Origin of the sequence: Sporosarcina gallistercoris, assembly GCF_014836415.1 — a bacterium.
GTDB lineage: Bacteria > Bacillota > Bacilli > Bacillales_A > Planococcaceae > Sporosarcina > Sporosarcina gallistercoris.
In genome coordinates, this window is sequence record NZ_JACSQY010000005.1 from 115568 (window position 1) to 132892 (window position 17325).

Here is a 17325-nt window from a genome sequence, read left to right on the forward strand (position 1 = left end):
ATTGTGTGGAAAACTGCAAAATATGATTTTGACACGTTTTCAGCTATCAAAAATCAAGTTTGACACACTCACCCGTTTCCGAATAATGGGCTAACACATGCATTTTAATGATATTCAGATCATCTGTAAATGCAGTGATAGCGGCAATATTGCTCGCGAACGCATCTTTTTTCCCTTCGCCTGCAGTCTGTTTCCGTGAAGCGACCAAATCCTGAATTTCAGAAATTTGCGAGGCACCAAGCACATTCCTCAATAATTCACCTTCTCCACTGTCGCAGGCGAGCGGAGAAACAGTCACTTGTTTACGGAATACCCCTTCTTCGCCAGCGGGATCTGCATCTTTTTCAGAAAGCCCTAACGCACTCCACACATAAAATTGACCGTCAGCATGGACCGCTGCGGCTTTTGGCAAGTTTTCATCCGCTATGAAAGTCGTTGCGGATGTCTTTGACGAAAAAACCCCATGCTGTTTCGCATACATGGAAATGGGAGCTCCTGCAGCAGCTTTTTCCGACTTCGCTTCATCTTTTTTACCACCTGCTTGGCCGGATGCCGGTCCACTCGCGGGCACGTTTACGTCAGGCGACGCAGCACTTTCCGGTTTCTCTGTTTTCAGCAGGATGAATCCGACAATCGCGACTGCCGCAATCCCTAACAACACGCCTTGTCCGAGCGCGAGCATAATTGTCATTTTCGAATACTTTTTCTTGAAGTTCATAACAATCCCCCCAGTTTCATTAACCGTACCAAAACGGGCATGAAAAAGAACAAGACTCGTGTCGTCTTGTTCTGGAAAATTGTTCGACTTAAGTAAACAGCGTCAGATACCATCCGACAAGTGCGTTTCCGTAAAAATAACTGATGACCGCCGCCACTGCGATGGAAGGTCCAAAAGGTACAGGCGTTTTACGACCTTGACGCGTACGTCGGAGGTGGATGATACCTACGATTGAACCGACCAGAGCCGCGAGAAACAGCGTAAACAACGTGAGCTTGGTTCCAAGCACTAGGCCGATGACGAAAAACAGCTTAATGTCGCCACCTCCCATACCGCCTTTCGACACGATGGCGATCAGCAAGAGCACCAAGAACCCGACCGCTGCTCCTAGAATGCTATCCCACCACGGGTTAAGCGGACTAACCAGGCGCAGCAGCGCAATTGCAACTCCAAATGGCAGCAAGATTCTATTCGGAATCAGCATATACGCGATATCTGAAACCGTAATGATCACGAGCATGGAAATGAAAAGCAATGCCACTGCAAGTTCAACAGAAAACCCTAAAGAATAGAACGAAAAGGCAAATAGAACTCCAGTAACGAGTTCCATCAACGGGTAAATCGGACTGATTTTCGTTCCGCATCCACGGCATTTCCCCCGTAGAAATACGAATGAAACTATAGGGACCAAATCGATCACAGTCAGACGGCGATTGCAAATCGTGCAATGCGAAGGCGGTGAGACAATCGATTCTTTTTTCGGCACGCGTAATCCTACGACATTGAAAAACGATCCGAATACTAGCCCATACACGAAGAAAAAGCTTGTCCAGACAACCGTCATTCGTCTTCACCTGCACGCGTTGTCGGATCCTCTTTCCCCGCTGGTGTCGGCGCATCCAATTTCGGCAGTTCAGGTAAGAGCTCCGGAAGCCCAGGACGGTAGAATGCCTCGAACGAAACCATAAGTTCGAGCGGCTCTTTTTCAGCACTAGCGTCCCGAATCTCTTCCGGCGTATCGAGTTCGATGGATTGTACGACAAAAATACGCTCCATCGCTTCCACTTCACGGATGAAACGATCCATCTGCTCATACGTAGTGGCTGTGAGCTCGACTTCGACGGTCAAACGTTTAAGAGCAAGGGCAGGATCTTCCGTACCGGAATCAATTTGTTCAGTAGTTTCTGTAGGTGCATCACTTAGTTCAACTTGAGTAAACGTCACATTATTTATTAACGCGTTCGACTTCACTTCCGCTTTTTCAAGTTGGACGAGCAACAGGTCCTCAAGTGGCAGAACAGGCACTTTCCGTTGCAACGGGCGTGAACTGGTGGACTGTTCCACGGGTTTCGATGCTACTTGCCGCTGCAATTCGAACAGCACTTCCCGTTGGTCAGCTAGGGACGTAATGACTCTCTCATTTTCTTCTTTTGCAGGCGCATAGAGCTGGAACCAGCTATAACTGACGAGCAATGCGAAAAATATGACCGCCAGAACTAGAAGAGCGATGTCTTTCTGGCGTTTAGTTAGACTCCGCATCGGACCCCTCCTCTTCCGGAACAGTAGCTTCATTGTCATCCGCAGTATCTGCCGGCGGAACGGTTTCTTCAGCTGATGGTTCAGTAGATTCATTGTTTTCCACGGTATCCTCAGGGAGTGGAGGAGCCGCTCCATCAATCACTTGGCGTCCATCTGTAAAGAAAATAGTATAGGTCGCAAGATAACGGGGTAACCAGTTACTCACGACACCCTCTTCCTGATCAATTTCTTCCGCTTCAATCGATTCGATGGATGCAGACTCCACCAATTCGGATGACAACATGCGAGTTAAGAAGTAAGCCGCTTCCGTCTTATCATCGAACTGGATTTCCACTGTCGCTTGGTGAGGTGCCGCAAATGCAAACGAACGGAAAAAACCGCGTCGCGGAAGTTGTGCGACCAAGTCTTCCAGCAGCGGAGCTGTTTCATAACGATAGTCTTCCACCCACTGCACACTCGCAGCAAGCTGATCAAGCGATTGGGCCGTATCCGAGCGATCCAACCGGCCGGTCAGCTCAGATTGAGTGACCTGAAGTGTCATCAATTGGTTGTCCAAACGCTCCGTATCCGAGACCACACTCCGTGTAAGCAAAAAGAAAATCAGCCAGAAAAGAAGCGCTGCGCCGATAAACGCAAGCGCAACGTAGAGGAGGCCGGAGCGCTCCTTCTCCTTTTCCGGCAATAGGTTAATGTCGACTAGCATGGTGCACCTCTTTCAGCGCCAATCCGATCGTCCGATTGAACGACGCAGGGACTATCCCGCCATCAGTAAATGTCAGAGGCTCCGGCAATAATGGGCCAGCCACCACATTCAAACGTTCAGATACTTGAATTAATAACTTATCCATCTCCGCATACTCCCCATTAAAGAGGAGATGCGTAATCGTCGCACTGCCATTCCACATGTTATAGCGATAGAAATTCACGAGTTTTTCAAGTTCCTGCACAATCGCTCGCGGGGATAATCCAGTGGAATCCATCGATAACCCAGTTGCCGACACATCGAGTTCCGTGGCATTCTCCAAATCGACCGGACGCATGAACTGCGGGTAGTGTTGGTGGAAAATCGATACGACGAGCTTTCCTGCGGTAAGATCAGCTAAAAGCACATGCTCGTCCCCTGTGAACTGATGTTTTTCATGCGCCAATCGATAAAGCGCGAGCGGCGCAATATCCGCGACGACAGGTACCAATTTCGCCTCCGTTAACGCGGTCTCATATCCAATGAGCACACTTTCCTTGGAAGCGATCAAAATCGCTTCGTGTGCGTTCTTGTTCGGGTAGTAGGGCACAACGTCAAAAACCGGATCATCGAACGGCAAGTAGATCGACGACCCGATTTCTATGAAAAAGTGCCCTTTTAGTTCATCTTCCATCACGTCTTCCGGGTACGGCACTTTCCGGATCATGACATATGTATCGGGCGCAAGGAACTGGACACTGCGTTTCGCAATGCCCCATTCCTTCGCAAGCCCGTCGAGCACAGTCGCCAACCCGGCTGAATCCACCACCCGACCGTCATGGACGGTGTTGGGCGGAAGCGGGATTTCCACCGCTTCTTCCACGGTTAATGGATCTCCCGCTTTCAGCTTCACGTAGCGGACGGCGTCTTCTTCAATTGTAAGTGAGATGGGCCGCTTTGGGCGGGAGAATGGGAATGGCATGGGTTGGCTCCTTAATATGAAATCTAAAATTATTTTGCGGTTCCTTTAACAGTTGTTGCTTTTCCGCTTTCAGTAATTTCTTTACTTGTGACTTTTTCGAATTTCACTTTCTTAGTTCCGCTATAAGTACCTTCCCCATCAAAGTACGCTGCACTAGTAGTTTTGTTACCCGTTGTTCCATCTGTATTAAGTTTAGATTTAGTTACAGTTGAAGTGTCATCTAAACTTGCTTTATCCGCAAGATACCCTGAAGACACTAATTCAGATACAGTTACAGAGTCTGTGATATCTTTCGTGTCTGCATTCTCAGCAAAATAAAGACTTCCTGCAGCAATGGCTGTTTGAGCATCTGCCTTTACAGCCTTCACTCGAGTATTCTCAATAATTCCACCAATCGACGGCACAGCAATCGCTGCAATAATCCCCAAAATAACAATGACCGCAAGTAGCTCGACGAGCGTCAGCCCTTTTTCATTTTTCAACTTTTTCTGTAAAAACTTCTTCATTTGTTCTCCTCCTCAGTGTACGTGCTTTCGTTCTTACTGTCAGTATACCAAAAGTTCCGGTCATGAGGAACTATTATTCTACTAATTTATGAAATTTAAATGTACATTTAGTTTCACGTGTTACAAATTATCTATCTCGTTAAACAGGCTGAACATCGGCAATAAAATTGCAAGGACAATAGTCCCTACTAACCCCGCTAACAGAACAATCATGATCGGCTCTATGAGCGCTTTCAATCGTTCAGTGGACGCATCGACTTCACTTTCGTAAAAATCCGCAACTTTCGCAAGCATTGAATCCAAAGACCCAGTCTGCTCTCCGATGGCAATCATATGAGGGATGAGTGGTGGAAATGCCCAGTGCCCTTCCATCGGTTCAGTGAGCGAGCCGCCTCGTTCCAGCGATTCCCGTGACTTTACAAGCACTTTCCGTACAACGGAGTTGTCGATGACTTTTTCGGTCATCGCGATTGATTGCAAAATTGGAACAGAACTCGAGAACAGCGAACTCAAAGTCCGAGTCAGCGTTGCAAGCACGGATTTCTTCACGATGTCTCCGAAAATCGGCAATCGCAGCAACAACGTATCCAGCATCATTTTACCTGCAGGATTATTTCGGATCAGATAGAATGCAATTGAGATTGCCGCAACGGTCATAACAATGACATACCAATAAGAAAGCGCAAACTCACTTGCTGACATGACGAAACGGGTCAATAACGGTAATTCCCCTCCCACGCTTGCGAACAGATCCACAAACATCGGAACGACGAATGTCAGCAAGAAAATGACGACTCCGACCGCTACGATTCCTACAACTATTGGATATGATAGCGCAGACAACACTTTTTGACGCGTTTTGTACGCTTTTTCATAATGGATTGCCAATCTATCCAATGCATCATCCAACGTACCTGACAGCTCACCCGCTTTGATCATATTGACGACGAGCGGTTCGAACGCTTTCGGGTGCTTTGCAAATGAATCGGATAATGCGCCACCAGTCCGTAAGTCTTCATTCACTTCAGTCAAAATCTTTTTGAACTGCTTTCCTTCCACTTGCAGTGCTAGGATCCGAATCGCCTCGACGATAGTCACCCCTGCACGGAGCAGTGTGGAAAACTGTCTTAAAAACATGATGAAATGCTGGCGTTTTACCGGCTTACCGATTTGGATGTCTTTAGTGAGTGTCGTTTCCGCCTGTTCAGTTAAATTTTTGACACGGATTCCTTCGCGTTTCAGTTTCAACGCTGCATCTCTTTTGTTATCGGCAACGACAACACCTGAACGGACTGTTTTTGCGTCTCGTCCATCATATTTAAAACGCGCCACGATTACGATTCCTCCTGCAAGTATGGCTCAGCGGTATCATAACTGATCACTCCGCCATCCAATAACTCTTTAACAGATGCGCTCATCATATGCATCCCTGCTGCACGATTTGTTTGAATGACATTCGGGATCTGATGGACCTTTTCCGAACGGATCAAGTTTGCGACTGCTGCATTTTTAATCATCAGCTCCGTCGCTGCACGTCTTCCTGAGCGGTCTTTAGTGGGCAATAGCCTTTGTGATAACACCGCAGTCAATACACCAGCGAGCTGGACACGTATTTGAGCCTGTTGACCATGCGGGAACACATCGATTATGCGGTCGATTGTCGATGCGGCACTCCATGTGTGAAGTGTTGCGAGAACCAGATGTCCGGTTTCAGCAGCTGTAATCGCAGTGGAGATCGTCTCTAAATCACGCATTTCACCTACAAGAATGACATCCGGATCCTGGCGTAATGCAGCACGTAATCCGTCTGCAAACGAATCCGTATCAAAGCCGACTTCCCGTTGATCCACAATGCTTGACCCATGACTGTGCATGTACTCAATCGGATCTTCGAGCGTCAGAATATGTTTTCGTGACGTCTGATTCAAGTAATCGATCATCGATGCTAGCGTTGTGGATTTACCTGATCCCGTCGGTCCGGTCACAAGGATGAGTCCTTGCTTGGTTTCTGCTAATGTTTTCAGAATACCGGGCATCTGTAAGGAATCGATTGTCGGTATGTCTGTTGGAATCGTACGAAACGCTAGAGAAGTTACACCTCGTTGTTGAAAGGCATTGACACGGAAACGCGCTACGTTCGGCACCTCATAAGAATAGTCAATCTGCCCTTGTTCCTTAAACGCGGTAAATAATTTATCAGGGACCGTTGCTTGAGCAACTCCCATCGTGAACCGTTCATCTATCAGTTCACTACCGAACCGTTTCAAATCTCCATTAATACGAAAGACTGGCGGAGAGTCTATCGTCATGTGAATGTCAGAAGCATGAAGTTCAACCGCCTTCGTCAATAATTCATCGATCTGTTGTTTCATCACGATATCCCCTCCTTATTCAGGCAACGCAACGCGAAGCACTTCTTCCGTCGTTGTCAATCCTTGCTTCACTTTATCCAGTCCATCATCGATCAAAAAGATCGTTCCACTGTTAACTGCGGCTTCTCGCATTTTAGCGGGAGTCGCGTTGCTGTTGATCAATTCCCGCATCGCGTCGTCGATCAGCAACACTTCGTGAATCGCAACACGCCCTCGATAACCCGTCATGTTACAAGCTGCACATCCTGACCCGCGATTGATTTCCTCTATCGTCATACCGCGTTTCGCAAAAATCTCCTGCTCACGTACAGATGCTGGCATTTTTTTGCCGCAGTCCCTACATACTTTCCGAATAAGACGTTGCGCAACGACTGCGTTGAGTGACGCTGTAACTAGAAACGGTTCGACACCCATATCGAGCAATCGAGTGATGGATGCAATAGAATCGTTCGTGTGGATAGTACTGAGTACTAAATGTCCAGTCAGAGAAGCACGAATGGCAATTTCGACCGTATCCCGATCTCGGATCTCTCCGACCATCACGATGTCAGGATCTTGTCGCAAGATCGACCGTAGACCCGTTGCAAAGGTCAACCCTACGTTTTGATTGACCTGGATTTGGTTGACACCTGAAAGCTGGTACTCGACGGGGTCTTCAACGGTAATGATATTGACTTCTTCGCGATTCAATTTGTTCAGTGCCGCATATAACGTCGACGACTTACCAGATCCCGTTGGACCAGATATGAGTACGATGCCGTTCGGCCGATTGATTTCCGCTAAAAACCGTTCTAAATTCAGCGCATTGAATCCGAGTTTCTTCAAATCACTCAACGAACTGCTCAAATCCAAAATCCGCATGACGATCTTTTCCCCGAAAATAGTAGGTAAAGTCGATACCCGCAAATCGATTGGACGGAAATCGATTGTTGTCTTAATACGCCCATCTTGAGGTAAGCGCTGTTCGGTTATATCTAAATTAGCAAGAATCTTAATGCGAGCGGTAAGCATGCCCTGCATGTGCTTAGGAAGAACACGCTCCGTTTTCAGCATCCCATCTAACCGGTAGCGGATCACGAGCTCATTTTCCTGGGGATCCAAATGGATATCACTCGCTTTTTGAGCGACTGCAGAGACCATTAACTGATTCACCAAGCGAACGATAGGGGAATCGAGATCTGTCAGTTCTTCTTGCTGCTTCGTTTCTTCAGGCTGATCAATGAAAATATCTTCGAACGATTCGTCTTCGTAATACTTGGAAATCGTTCGAAGTATATCGTCTTTTGAAGCAATTGCCGTTTCAATATGGAACCCCGTTGATAAGCGCAGATCTTCGATTGTCAAATAGTCCATCGGGTCGCTCATTGCAACAAACAACCGATCGCCATCCGCTTTCAACGGAACCAGCAAGTTACGTTTCGCAAATTCCTTAGGTACAATATTGAACAGTTTCGGATCGAACGGATACCTGAACAAATTGATATGAGGAATCCCGAGTTGGAATTCCAATACTTCGATGAGTTGTTGTTCTGTAATGTATCCTCGCCCAAGCAAGGCATCGCCAAGTCGTTGGTCTCGAGGCTTTTCCGCCAATGCCATGTCGAGCTGAACATCTGTAATCAGTCCTGACTCAACAAGTAAATCCCCTAACCGTTTTCGTGGTGCCGCCATTATAAATCCCCCTCCAACCCGGGTGTTACTTGATCAAATTACCGCCTTTATCGTATTGATATCCTTCTTCTCCAGGCTTCGCCATAGGTTTCCCATCATCCTGTTCTGCAGGATCACCAGGATTTCCAGATGGTTCGTTGCTTCCTGAAGGTTTCTCTCCATTGGATGAGCCTCCAGTTGAACCCTGGTTCGAAGTCGAATCATTTCCCGAACTCGAATCGCCGTTGCCCGTGGCGGAATCAGAATCATTCCCCGTGCCGTTGTTTTCAGAAGAATCGGTCCGAGACTCATTTCCCAAGTCCGTCTCTGCTTCAACTAAAGGTAGCTGTTCGACGCGGGAAACCGGCGGATAAAAATCTTCCGATACAGATTCAGTAGTTAGCAGAGTGCCGTCTTCCATGATTTTACGCTGCACAATCACTTCGAAACCATCTTTGCCCGGCTCTGCAACACGAACTTGTCCTCGGGATAGGTCCTCACTATATTGAACGACAGTTTTCGGTTCGAATTTGTGCGTTTCTGCGACGTATGGCTTGTATTCATAACGAAGTGGCATTCCTTCGATGGAAATGTTCAGGGATCCACTTTCCCAATTTGCATGCACTGTATAAGAGGTGTAATTCGGATTTGTCATTACATAATCGAGACCAAGCTGTGCATTTATGGCCGCTTCGAATCCAGGTTCAATCCCTTGGGTCAGTTCATGACGGATTGTACGATCTTCAATCCAGAAGTTCGTCTGTAACGAAGCACGGTATAGGGTAGAAGCAAGAACCGTGAGTTCCTCTTCATCCAATAATCCAGGCTGTGTATTCTCAATGAATTCAAGAAGTGAAAATGGTGTTTTCGGTTCCATTTCACTTCCATCCAACTCACTGAGCAAATCGAGCATCGGAGCTGTCAAACCGTCAACCTCAGTGGAAGCCGAAGCAATTACAGTAGGTGTCTGTGTCGATTCAAGATAATCGGTCAATATAATGGATTGCGGCATGATTCCTGATTCCAGTTTCTCGCTAATTCCATTGGCGATCGATTGAAGTTCCGACTCATTGAATGCAAGCATAGGCAATTGCTGCTGTAACAACGTGCGAAGCCCATCTTCAGAAACCGTCGCGATCAATGAATTCTCTGCTTCGGATTTAGCTTTTTCAATCGTTGCAGAAGGATTATATTCGACCAGCTCTACAGGCAATGGAATGGTTGCATCTTGGTAGAGTAAATCCACCTGCAGTTTATCCTGCATCCCTAGCAAATCAGATGTCAATTTAATTTCCGCTTCCTTATCCGTCTGCTTCGAAAGGTTAAACGGTCCTGCGTATGTATGGTCTCCAAACCGTTTGCCGAAGATTAGGGTTTCCGCAGCAAACGACCCAGCAGACGCAATTCCAAAAAACAGTAAAGAAGCGCCCATAATGCTTAAAAAATATGTGATGACTGTTCGATTACCCACGTACTAGACGCCTCCCCTCAAAATTCTTATTACGGTCAATTATGCGTTTTCGCTTCCTGTTGCTTCGAAAGCAAGACTGCTGTCGCGAAGGATAACCCAAGGATGACAAGCAAGGCGTACCATAATGACATCGTTTGTGACACTAGCATTGCTAGGAATGCTGTTGATGTACCGAGTAGGACGATCCAATTAGCGATGATTGGTAGTCTTTTTAGCCGTATCAGCAAATAAGAGATAACATAAACAGTTAATGAGACAGCAATTAAAAATAAAAAAGGTGCCAAGATGAACCTCCTCGAAATTATTTATATATTACATCTATTACTGGTTCAAGCCAGTTAACTGTAAAACTTGTATCCACACTATTATTAAGACATTGCTTTAAAACTTCTGATTTACTACTTAGCTTAGTAATATTTGAACCATTGAACTTATTATTCGATGGAATGTCAAGTAAATACAGATGACCTGAATCTCCAAATTTAATTTTCCCTGCATTTAAGTTCCCTGCAATGCACACTTTGCTACCTTGCTTTATTTCTAAATTATTATCTATTTGAGCGTCGCCATTGACTACTATTAATGAGTCGTTGACTTTAAAATTGTTCAAAACTTTGAGTGTGCCATCAATATACATTTGAAGTTTTTCATTATTGTTGAAGTTTTTCAACATTAAAAACTTTTTGACAAAAAATGTAGAATTGTTCGCCGCTGTATTTCCTTTTTTCTCATTATCGAAGCCATTCGGAAAATAAACAGTCGAGATTTTCATCTCTTTTATATTATCGACACCATAATGAACACATATTTCATTATCAATTCTCTGTGATGCACAAATCTTAGCAGGCTCTGGTAGCGGATATAGATTATTAATGTTTATAGGCAAACTCCCGTTTCCATTATTAGGAGGTACTGGTGAATTAGAAGGATCAAAAGATGGGATAGTAAACGTTTGCTCGTATACAAGCCGAACGTTTTTTTGATCACCTTTCATCTTCCCTAAAATAGCACCAGACACTTCAACCGTATATCCATCTTTCCGTAAGCCGATTGCGACATTATCATTATTAGTCCAAACCAAAGATACATAGTCATCTGTTTTTTTTAAGTTTCTGTCAAGATCGTAGTAAAAGTTCCCATTATGATCAAAGGTTGAACTCCCTATGGTAGACACATTCACTTCTTTTAAATATGCAATAAGAGCCACAGCTGTTTTTTCTCGAACGTTTTTATACATCTTTGAAAAGTTTTCCGGTGTTTTACTTGTTGTATTACTATTTTTAAAATCCGTAATCATTTTTTCAGCCTGGCGTTCAAGTTCGGGTTTTTTTCTATAAAACTCATTTAGAAACTGAACCTTTGTATAATCCAACCCAGCTTCAGCTACAACAACTTTCAATTGATTGTTATCAATAGTTTTTTCCTGCTTTGCATTACTAATGCTACTACTAAGGAAGACAGCGGAGACAATTGTGATTAGAGTGATTAATAAAAGCACGGTAAGAAGGGCGTAACCTTGCTCATTTTTTTTAACCACTACGAAAACCTCCTTAGTATCATTTATTTTGATATCGAGTAATGCTAGTTTGGATTGTCACAGACAGTTTAGGATTATTTTTATCTCTTATTTTTAAATACAAGTTATCAAGGTTGCTCTTCTTGGGTTCAACTCTAACATCTATTTGCGATTTATAAGTATCATCACTAGACAAACTATCCTCAAATTCACTTGCTTCATAAAAGTAGTCTTGCGCAATAATGCTTTTAAATGAAGGGACGTCTTCACATCCTTGAATGATTATTTCATTTTTAGAAGTAATGAGGCGATAACAATCATTCCTCCTATGTTCATATTGTAATTTAGTAATTACTGCGTTCGCCTCTTGCTGCAATTTCAGTTTAGTAGTTTCTACTACATTATGCTTGACGCTAATATTGAGAGTAGTCCATATAATACCTGTCACTAGTGAGATTAGAACAAGAACCGATAAAAGTTCTACAAGAGTTATTCCTTTTTGATCAGTCCTCAGCAGGTTTTTCATTCTACTCATCACTTCGCTTTCACATATCCGAATGATTCACTTATAAGCTGATTATTCTTCATCATTTTTATATGGATTCTGTGTAATTTAACAACGCCCGGCATGGGATTTGAAATTGTATTCATAGGCGGTTCTGCTTCCTTCTTTATTCGAATAATTGCATCCGGATAAGCTGTATCTTCAGTGCATAACCATAGACTATCATCAGTACAACTGACACCTTGTAATTCACTAAAATCGATAGAATAACTTTTGTACTCCTCCAAAATTACCCGAGCTTCATTCATCGTCTCCAACTTCGTCTCGGTTCTATTATTGAAAAGTGTCATTTGAGGGAAAATCGTCATAAAAGCGACGAAAACTATGCCTAATATCACAAGTGACGCGAGAATTTCAACTAAAGTCAGTCCAGACTCTTCAGTAGTTTTACGTTTCATCACTTTTCCCGCACCTCATTTCGTTCCTTTTGCCTATCTCTAGCATAACGGAGTGAGCCTTTGAGTTCAATAGGGTTCTGCGTATAATTGTTACAAAAAAAGACTGCGGGCGCAGTCTTTTGAGTGAAACCTTATCTCATTCAAATCTCAATCGTTTCTGGTTGTTCTCCTTCATAAACACCTACACGGTTCCGTCCCGCCTGCTTCCCTCCTATATAGAGGGCTCGGTCAGCATTCCGTAATAAACTATTATCCGATTTCGTGTCCTCCGGAATCGAGGAGACACCTAGACTGACGGTGAGGTTGACACCAATGGATTCGATATTATCCGTCAAGTCCGGTTTGATCATAAACGTATGCTGCTCCACTTCAAGGCGAATGCGTTCCGCAAGTGTAACCGCTTCCTTTTTCGTGAAATCCGGGAGCAACAAAACAAATTCCTCACCGCCGTAACGGGCCAGCGTCCTGCCATCCGTCTCGTATTTTTTAAGAATTTGAGCAAACGAACAGAGGATGTCATTTCCGCTTTGATGTCCATAGTTGTCATTGATGGATTTGAAATGATCGATATCTAAAATGATGGCGGATACACTTGAAATCTCCTGTTCATGGAATCGACTGAGCTCCTCACTCAACTTCTTCGTCAAGTACCGGAAATTGTACAGTTTCGTCAAGCCGCATTTTTCACTTTTTTCAATCGTAAGTTCGTAATGAAATGCCTTCATGACAGAGGTTTCAAAATATCCCGTTAACAAATCGACCATTTTCTTATCTATTTCTTCAAAGAAGTTTCTTCGGAAAGACGTCATGATCAGATAGGCTTCAAGTTTTCCTGCCCGAATAATCGGTGCGACCATAACACTTTGCACAGCACTGCTGAACTGGAGATGTTCCAGCTTTTCAATCTCTTTATGTGAACTATATACATTTATTTTGTTGGGGGATAACAAAGGTATCGCTTCATTTTTAAAGGTGAAAAACTCCGCTTCCTTTGAAAAATTACCTGCCTCTGAACATGCTAACAAGTGAAATTCTGTTTCCTTGTAAATATCGAGAATATAAGCTTGATCATAATTTACGACACCGCGAATTTTTTTCGTGAAAACTTCTATGACTTCATGCGTGCTAAGACTCTCGGTTAACTCGTGGCCTATATCGACAGCAGAAGATAGCTTCTTGTTGAACTCTCCTGAAAACGCATACTTGCGGATAATCAGTAGAATAAGGAGGAAGGGGACTCCAAGCAACATCACGGAGAATACACCTAATTTGTAAGTTAACAGACTATATGCGACCGCTAGAGGAAGAACTACCATTGTTATCGCAAAGTCCCACAGCGCGACTTGCTTAAAATCATCAAAAGAAGTTCTTTCGATTTTCATGATACAGTATAGTATCAAGCTATTTATAAGAGAATACGATATTGCGTAGACCGCGGCGGCTGCAAGAAAAGCCCAAGGTGGCATTTCCGAGATACTTCCGCCAGCATAATGGAAACAGAACGCACTAGTAATTGACACGATTGCAAACATTAACGAGTTCGTGGTGAAGCGATAGAATGCCGGCAGACTAGATTTTCGCACAAATTGTAGAATTATGAGTGCAAGTTGCATGAATACCATTTCCGCAAAAAGGCCGTACTGAAAAAAGATCACAAAAATAATCCAGCGTTCAAGCGAAATACTAATTGAAAATATTTGAAACGACACACTCATTGCGACGACTAACATGATGAAATTCAGTATTAAAAACCACATATCAATTTCTTTAAAAGGAAACTTCACGTAAATGACATACAATGAGGTCGGTACTACTAATAGCCACAGTAACAAAGCTATCCACTGCTTATGTGGATTGTTGAGCATTCTGTATCCTCCGTTCTGGAATACTTTACTTCACATAGCCGCCTACTCGATTCCGGCCAGCCTGTTTCGCTCCAATATACAATGCTCGATCTGCATTCCGGAGAAGCGTCATCGCTTCATCTGTGTCTTCAGGCGCGGCTGATACACCTATACTTGCAGTGATTTGAAGTTGTTCTTTACTCATTGGACCCGACAAATCATTCTCGATCCGCATGTTTGTCTGCTCGATTACACTCCGTAACTCTTCTGCAAACCCGAGTGCTGTAGCCGCTGAATATCCAGGCAGAATATAGACGAATTCTTCGCCTCCATATCTAGCAACGATTCCGTTTTCAGGACATTCGTTTTGCAGAAGATGTGCAAATTGTTTCAATATAAGATTGCCACATTCGTGACCGTACGTATCATTCACTTTTTTGAAGTGATCAATATCCAGCATAACAACAGCAACGTGTTGGTGGACACCTTTATGAATCAATGCCATTTCATGTTTCAAGTGCTGTTCTAAAAAACGATAATTATATAGCCCAGTTAACGCACAGCGGTTACTTTGCTGCTCTGCTCGTTCTATATATCTCGCTTTCTCAACCGCTACGATAAAGTAAGAACTGAGAAGGTCCAATACATTTAAGTGAAACTCTTTGAATCCGTCTCTCTTTTTACTTCCCAGTACCAACGCTCCAACAATTTCTTGATGGCGTATTAACGGGACGCATAATAAGCTTTCAAGATCTGCTGGGACAGTAGTCATCGACCGTTCAATCCATTGTTCCCTTCTAGAATACAGAAATCTGTTTTTATTGGATAGGACCTTACCAGCAATCCCCTCCCCGTTCTCTAAGCGAACTTGAGGTACGTCGACTTTCCTTGCTTCCACATAAAAATGGGTAGGTTCCAACCATCCATCATAGTGCTTGAACAAGTACACATACTCCGCTTTAAATAATGCCGTCGTTTTCGTCATGAATTCTTGCACAACTGCTTCTTCAGTTGTCATTTTAGCAAGTTGCTGTCCGATCTTTCCTGCAGCTTGAATATAGGCATTCAAGTCATCTGTCTTCCGGTTGATTCTCAATAAGATTGTCATGAAAAAGAATGGGATTCCCACTAACAGATATCCAATAGCACCATAGTGAATCAGAACGAAATATAAAGATAATGCGAGCGGGACTGCAATGATCATCCGGAAGTAATGCAACAATGTTTCCTTTACAGAACCCCGTCTTTTCCTATGAGTCAGGACTTCATAGAGCTTTGAAATCCAATCATAAAGAAATGAATAGACGATTTGATAGACGACAACACTGACAACCAGTTTACCCATATCCATTTCCCCGGTTTTTGCCCCTGTTAAGAAAAAGGCGATAGCCGCACAAACTGATAGGATAAAATAGGCTAGCGAGTTGTAAAGGAAACGAAAAAGGATATTCCCTTTTTTGAGACGCGCAAAAACCGCTAACGCAATAATCACTTGCGTTATGATCAATTCAATCGTTAAACCGTACATAATAAAGATCGGTAATGTAAACCAGACAAAAAGCGAGACAGGTTTTCGATTATATATGATCGGATAGTGTAAACTTAAAAATCCCAATAAAACTGAAAGTCCTACCCATAACCAATTCACCGTAGGCACGGGCTGGGTATGAAGAAGATAAACGATGCCGGTCGGCACAACAATTATCCACGTTAAGAACAGAAGCATCAATTGCCGGCCTTTCAACTTCATCTTCTTCATCCTTCCTGTTCCCGCCAATCATACGGAATTTTCTATTTATTGATAATTAAAGTATATGAGTCCTTAGGCTATTAAGCAAGTATAAAGAGCCTGAGACTATTTTCTTTCGAAGTAGGTCTTTAGATAGTATTATAGACGCATAATCTTCCTTTGTCACCTTTTTGTTTCCAAATTCACATTGCTCATAAAGGGATTGTGCCGAAGCAGCTCCAGGGACTTCGAAGTCCAAGAAGGTAAATGATTGTGCAACCGGTATTAATTCGTTGAGTGTTGCGTTAATCTCCTTATTCGCCATCATTCCTATGACAAAATCAACCTTTTCCCCAGGAAACTGTTCTTGGATTGTACGCCGAAGCATTACAGCTGCTGCAGGATTATGAGCACCATCAAAAAACACGCCAGGTGCGACCTCTTCAAAGCGATAGGAAAGCTGTGCGTTTGCAATTCCTGTTTGAATCGCTTCTGCCGGCAAGTGTAGACCGGCTTTGAGAAGAGCTTCTATCGCAACCGCTGCATTGATCGCTTGGTGGGGACCTTTCATCTTTCTATTCGGTAATGCTAGTTGCAGACTTCCCTGGAACTGTTCCGGGGTTCCTTCTTTCATCCGAAAGTCTTGTCCATAAATCAGTATTTCACTGCCGACCTCTGCAGCCACTTTTTCTGCCACTTTTTCAGCTTCCTCTAGTAATTGGCCGCAAACAGCGGGAACTCCTTTTTTAAATATCCCTGTTTTATGCCACGCAATCTGTTCGATCGAGTCACCAAGGAATCCGACATGATCTTTTGCGATAGATGAAATCACGGTAGCCACCGGTGTTATCACATTTGTACTGTCGAATCTCCCCCCCATTCCGCATTCGATGAGGACAACATTTGGTTTCAGGCGATTGAATGTTACATACGCGGCTGCCGTCAGCAATTCGAAGTCCGTCAACTTCCCGTCAAGTCCGGCATCTTTCAGTGTTTGGAAAGAAGTTGTCAACTGCGCTTCTGAGATATTTTGTCCATCGATCCGGATTTGGTCATGGATATCCACCATTGCTGGTGAAGCAAAAACCCCCGTGCTGATGCCTGCTTCACGAAGGATGGACTCCATAAAGCAGATTGTTGATCCTTTTCCATTAGTGCCTGCGACGTGAATTGCCCGCAGATTTACTTGTGGTGATCCGAGAACGTGCATCGCGTGTTCAATTGCCGCTAGGCCAGGTTTAATCTCATCATCGCTCGTAATCCTTTCTCTTTTCTTGTACTCATCCAACTTCGGTATCATACCTTTTCCCCACCTTATGCTAAACTAATAGTCAATAGCCTCGAGAAGGCTTT

The 17325-nt window shown here is 43.9% G+C and carries 17 protein-coding genes; all 17 read right to left on the minus strand.

Annotated features, from left to right (window positions below):
- Window positions 1-46: 46 nt before the first annotated feature.
- On the minus strand, window positions 47-718 hold the full coding sequence (locus H9659_RS08575; RefSeq protein WP_191689529.1) for a hypothetical protein: 672 nt from the start codon (window positions 716-718) through the stop codon (window positions 47-49).
- Between the two features lie 88 nt (window positions 719-806).
- The gene (locus H9659_RS08580) at window positions 807-1562 is read right to left on the minus strand and encodes a prepilin peptidase (RefSeq protein WP_191689530.1); all 756 of its coding nucleotides are present in this window, start codon (window positions 1560-1562) and stop codon (window positions 807-809) included.
- Window positions 1559-2257 (minus strand): hypothetical protein, encoded by a 699-nt coding sequence (locus tag H9659_RS08585; protein WP_191689531.1) that lies wholly within the window; start codon window positions 2255-2257, stop codon window positions 1559-1561. The genes H9659_RS08580 and H9659_RS08585 overlap by 4 nt, the downstream gene beginning before the upstream one ends.
- Window positions 2241-2960, minus strand: a complete 720-nt coding sequence (locus H9659_RS08590; protein WP_191689532.1) for a hypothetical protein — start codon at window positions 2958-2960, stop codon at window positions 2241-2243. The genes H9659_RS08585 and H9659_RS08590 overlap by 17 nt, the downstream gene beginning before the upstream one ends.
- Entirely contained in the window at window positions 2944-3921 is a 978-nt protein-coding gene (pilM, locus tag H9659_RS08595; RefSeq protein ID WP_191689533.1) for a type IV pilus biogenesis protein PilM, read from the minus strand. Before pilM ends, H9659_RS08590 begins: the two co-directional genes overlap by 17 nt.
- A 29-nt stretch (window positions 3922-3950) precedes the next feature.
- Window positions 3951-4427, minus strand: a complete 477-nt coding sequence (locus H9659_RS08600) for a competence type IV pilus major pilin ComGC (RefSeq protein WP_191689534.1) — start codon at window positions 4425-4427, stop codon at window positions 3951-3953.
- A 120-nt stretch (window positions 4428-4547) separates the two neighbouring features.
- Window positions 4548-5759 (minus strand): type II secretion system F family protein, encoded by a 1212-nt coding sequence (locus tag H9659_RS08605; protein WP_191689535.1) that lies wholly within the window; start codon window positions 5757-5759, stop codon window positions 4548-4550.
- A 2-nt stretch (window positions 5760-5761) separates the two neighbouring features.
- Window positions 5762-6799: a type IV pilus twitching motility protein PilT gene (locus tag H9659_RS08610; RefSeq protein WP_191689635.1), complete on the minus strand. Its 1038-nt coding sequence runs from the start codon at window positions 6797-6799 to the stop codon at window positions 5762-5764.
- A 15-nt stretch (window positions 6800-6814) separates the two neighbouring features.
- Window positions 6815-8470, minus strand: coding sequence for a GspE/PulE family protein (locus tag H9659_RS08615; RefSeq protein WP_191689536.1), 1656 nt, complete (start codon window positions 8468-8470; stop codon window positions 6815-6817).
- A gap of 25 nt (window positions 8471-8495) precedes the next feature.
- Entirely contained in the window at window positions 8496-9920 is a 1425-nt protein-coding gene (locus tag H9659_RS15665; RefSeq protein WP_191689537.1) for a G5 domain-containing protein, read from the minus strand.
- A 35-nt stretch (window positions 9921-9955) separates the two neighbouring features.
- Window positions 9956-10204, minus strand: a complete 249-nt coding sequence (locus H9659_RS08625; RefSeq protein WP_191689538.1) for a hypothetical protein — start codon at window positions 10202-10204, stop codon at window positions 9956-9958.
- A gap of 17 nt (window positions 10205-10221) precedes the next feature.
- Window positions 10222-11457 carry a hypothetical protein gene (locus H9659_RS08630; protein ID WP_191689539.1) on the minus strand — a complete coding sequence of 412 codons (1236 nt, stop codon included), beginning with the start codon at window positions 11455-11457 and terminating at the stop codon, window positions 10222-10224.
- 19 nt (window positions 11458-11476) lie between these two features.
- Window positions 11477-11962, minus strand: a complete 486-nt coding sequence (locus tag H9659_RS08635) for a prepilin-type N-terminal cleavage/methylation domain-containing protein (RefSeq protein WP_191689540.1) — start codon at window positions 11960-11962, stop codon at window positions 11477-11479.
- Between the two features lie 8 nt (window positions 11963-11970).
- Entirely contained in the window at window positions 11971-12402 is a 432-nt protein-coding gene (locus tag H9659_RS08640; RefSeq protein WP_191689541.1) for a PulJ/GspJ family protein, read from the minus strand.
- A gap of 137 nt (window positions 12403-12539) precedes the next feature.
- Window positions 12540-14264: a GGDEF domain-containing protein gene (locus tag H9659_RS08645; RefSeq protein ID WP_191689542.1), complete on the minus strand. Its 1725-nt coding sequence runs from the start codon at window positions 14262-14264 to the stop codon at window positions 12540-12542.
- A 25-nt stretch (window positions 14265-14289) separates the two neighbouring features.
- Window positions 14290-16002, minus strand: coding sequence for a sensor domain-containing diguanylate cyclase (locus tag H9659_RS08650; protein ID WP_191689543.1), 1713 nt, complete (start codon window positions 16000-16002; stop codon window positions 14290-14292).
- Between the two features lie 46 nt (window positions 16003-16048).
- A complete protein-coding gene (locus H9659_RS08655) occupies window positions 16049-17272 on the minus strand; it encodes a bifunctional folylpolyglutamate synthase/dihydrofolate synthase (RefSeq protein ID WP_191689544.1) in 1224 nt (407 codons plus the stop codon).
- Between the last annotated feature and the right edge of the window lie 53 nt (window positions 17273-17325).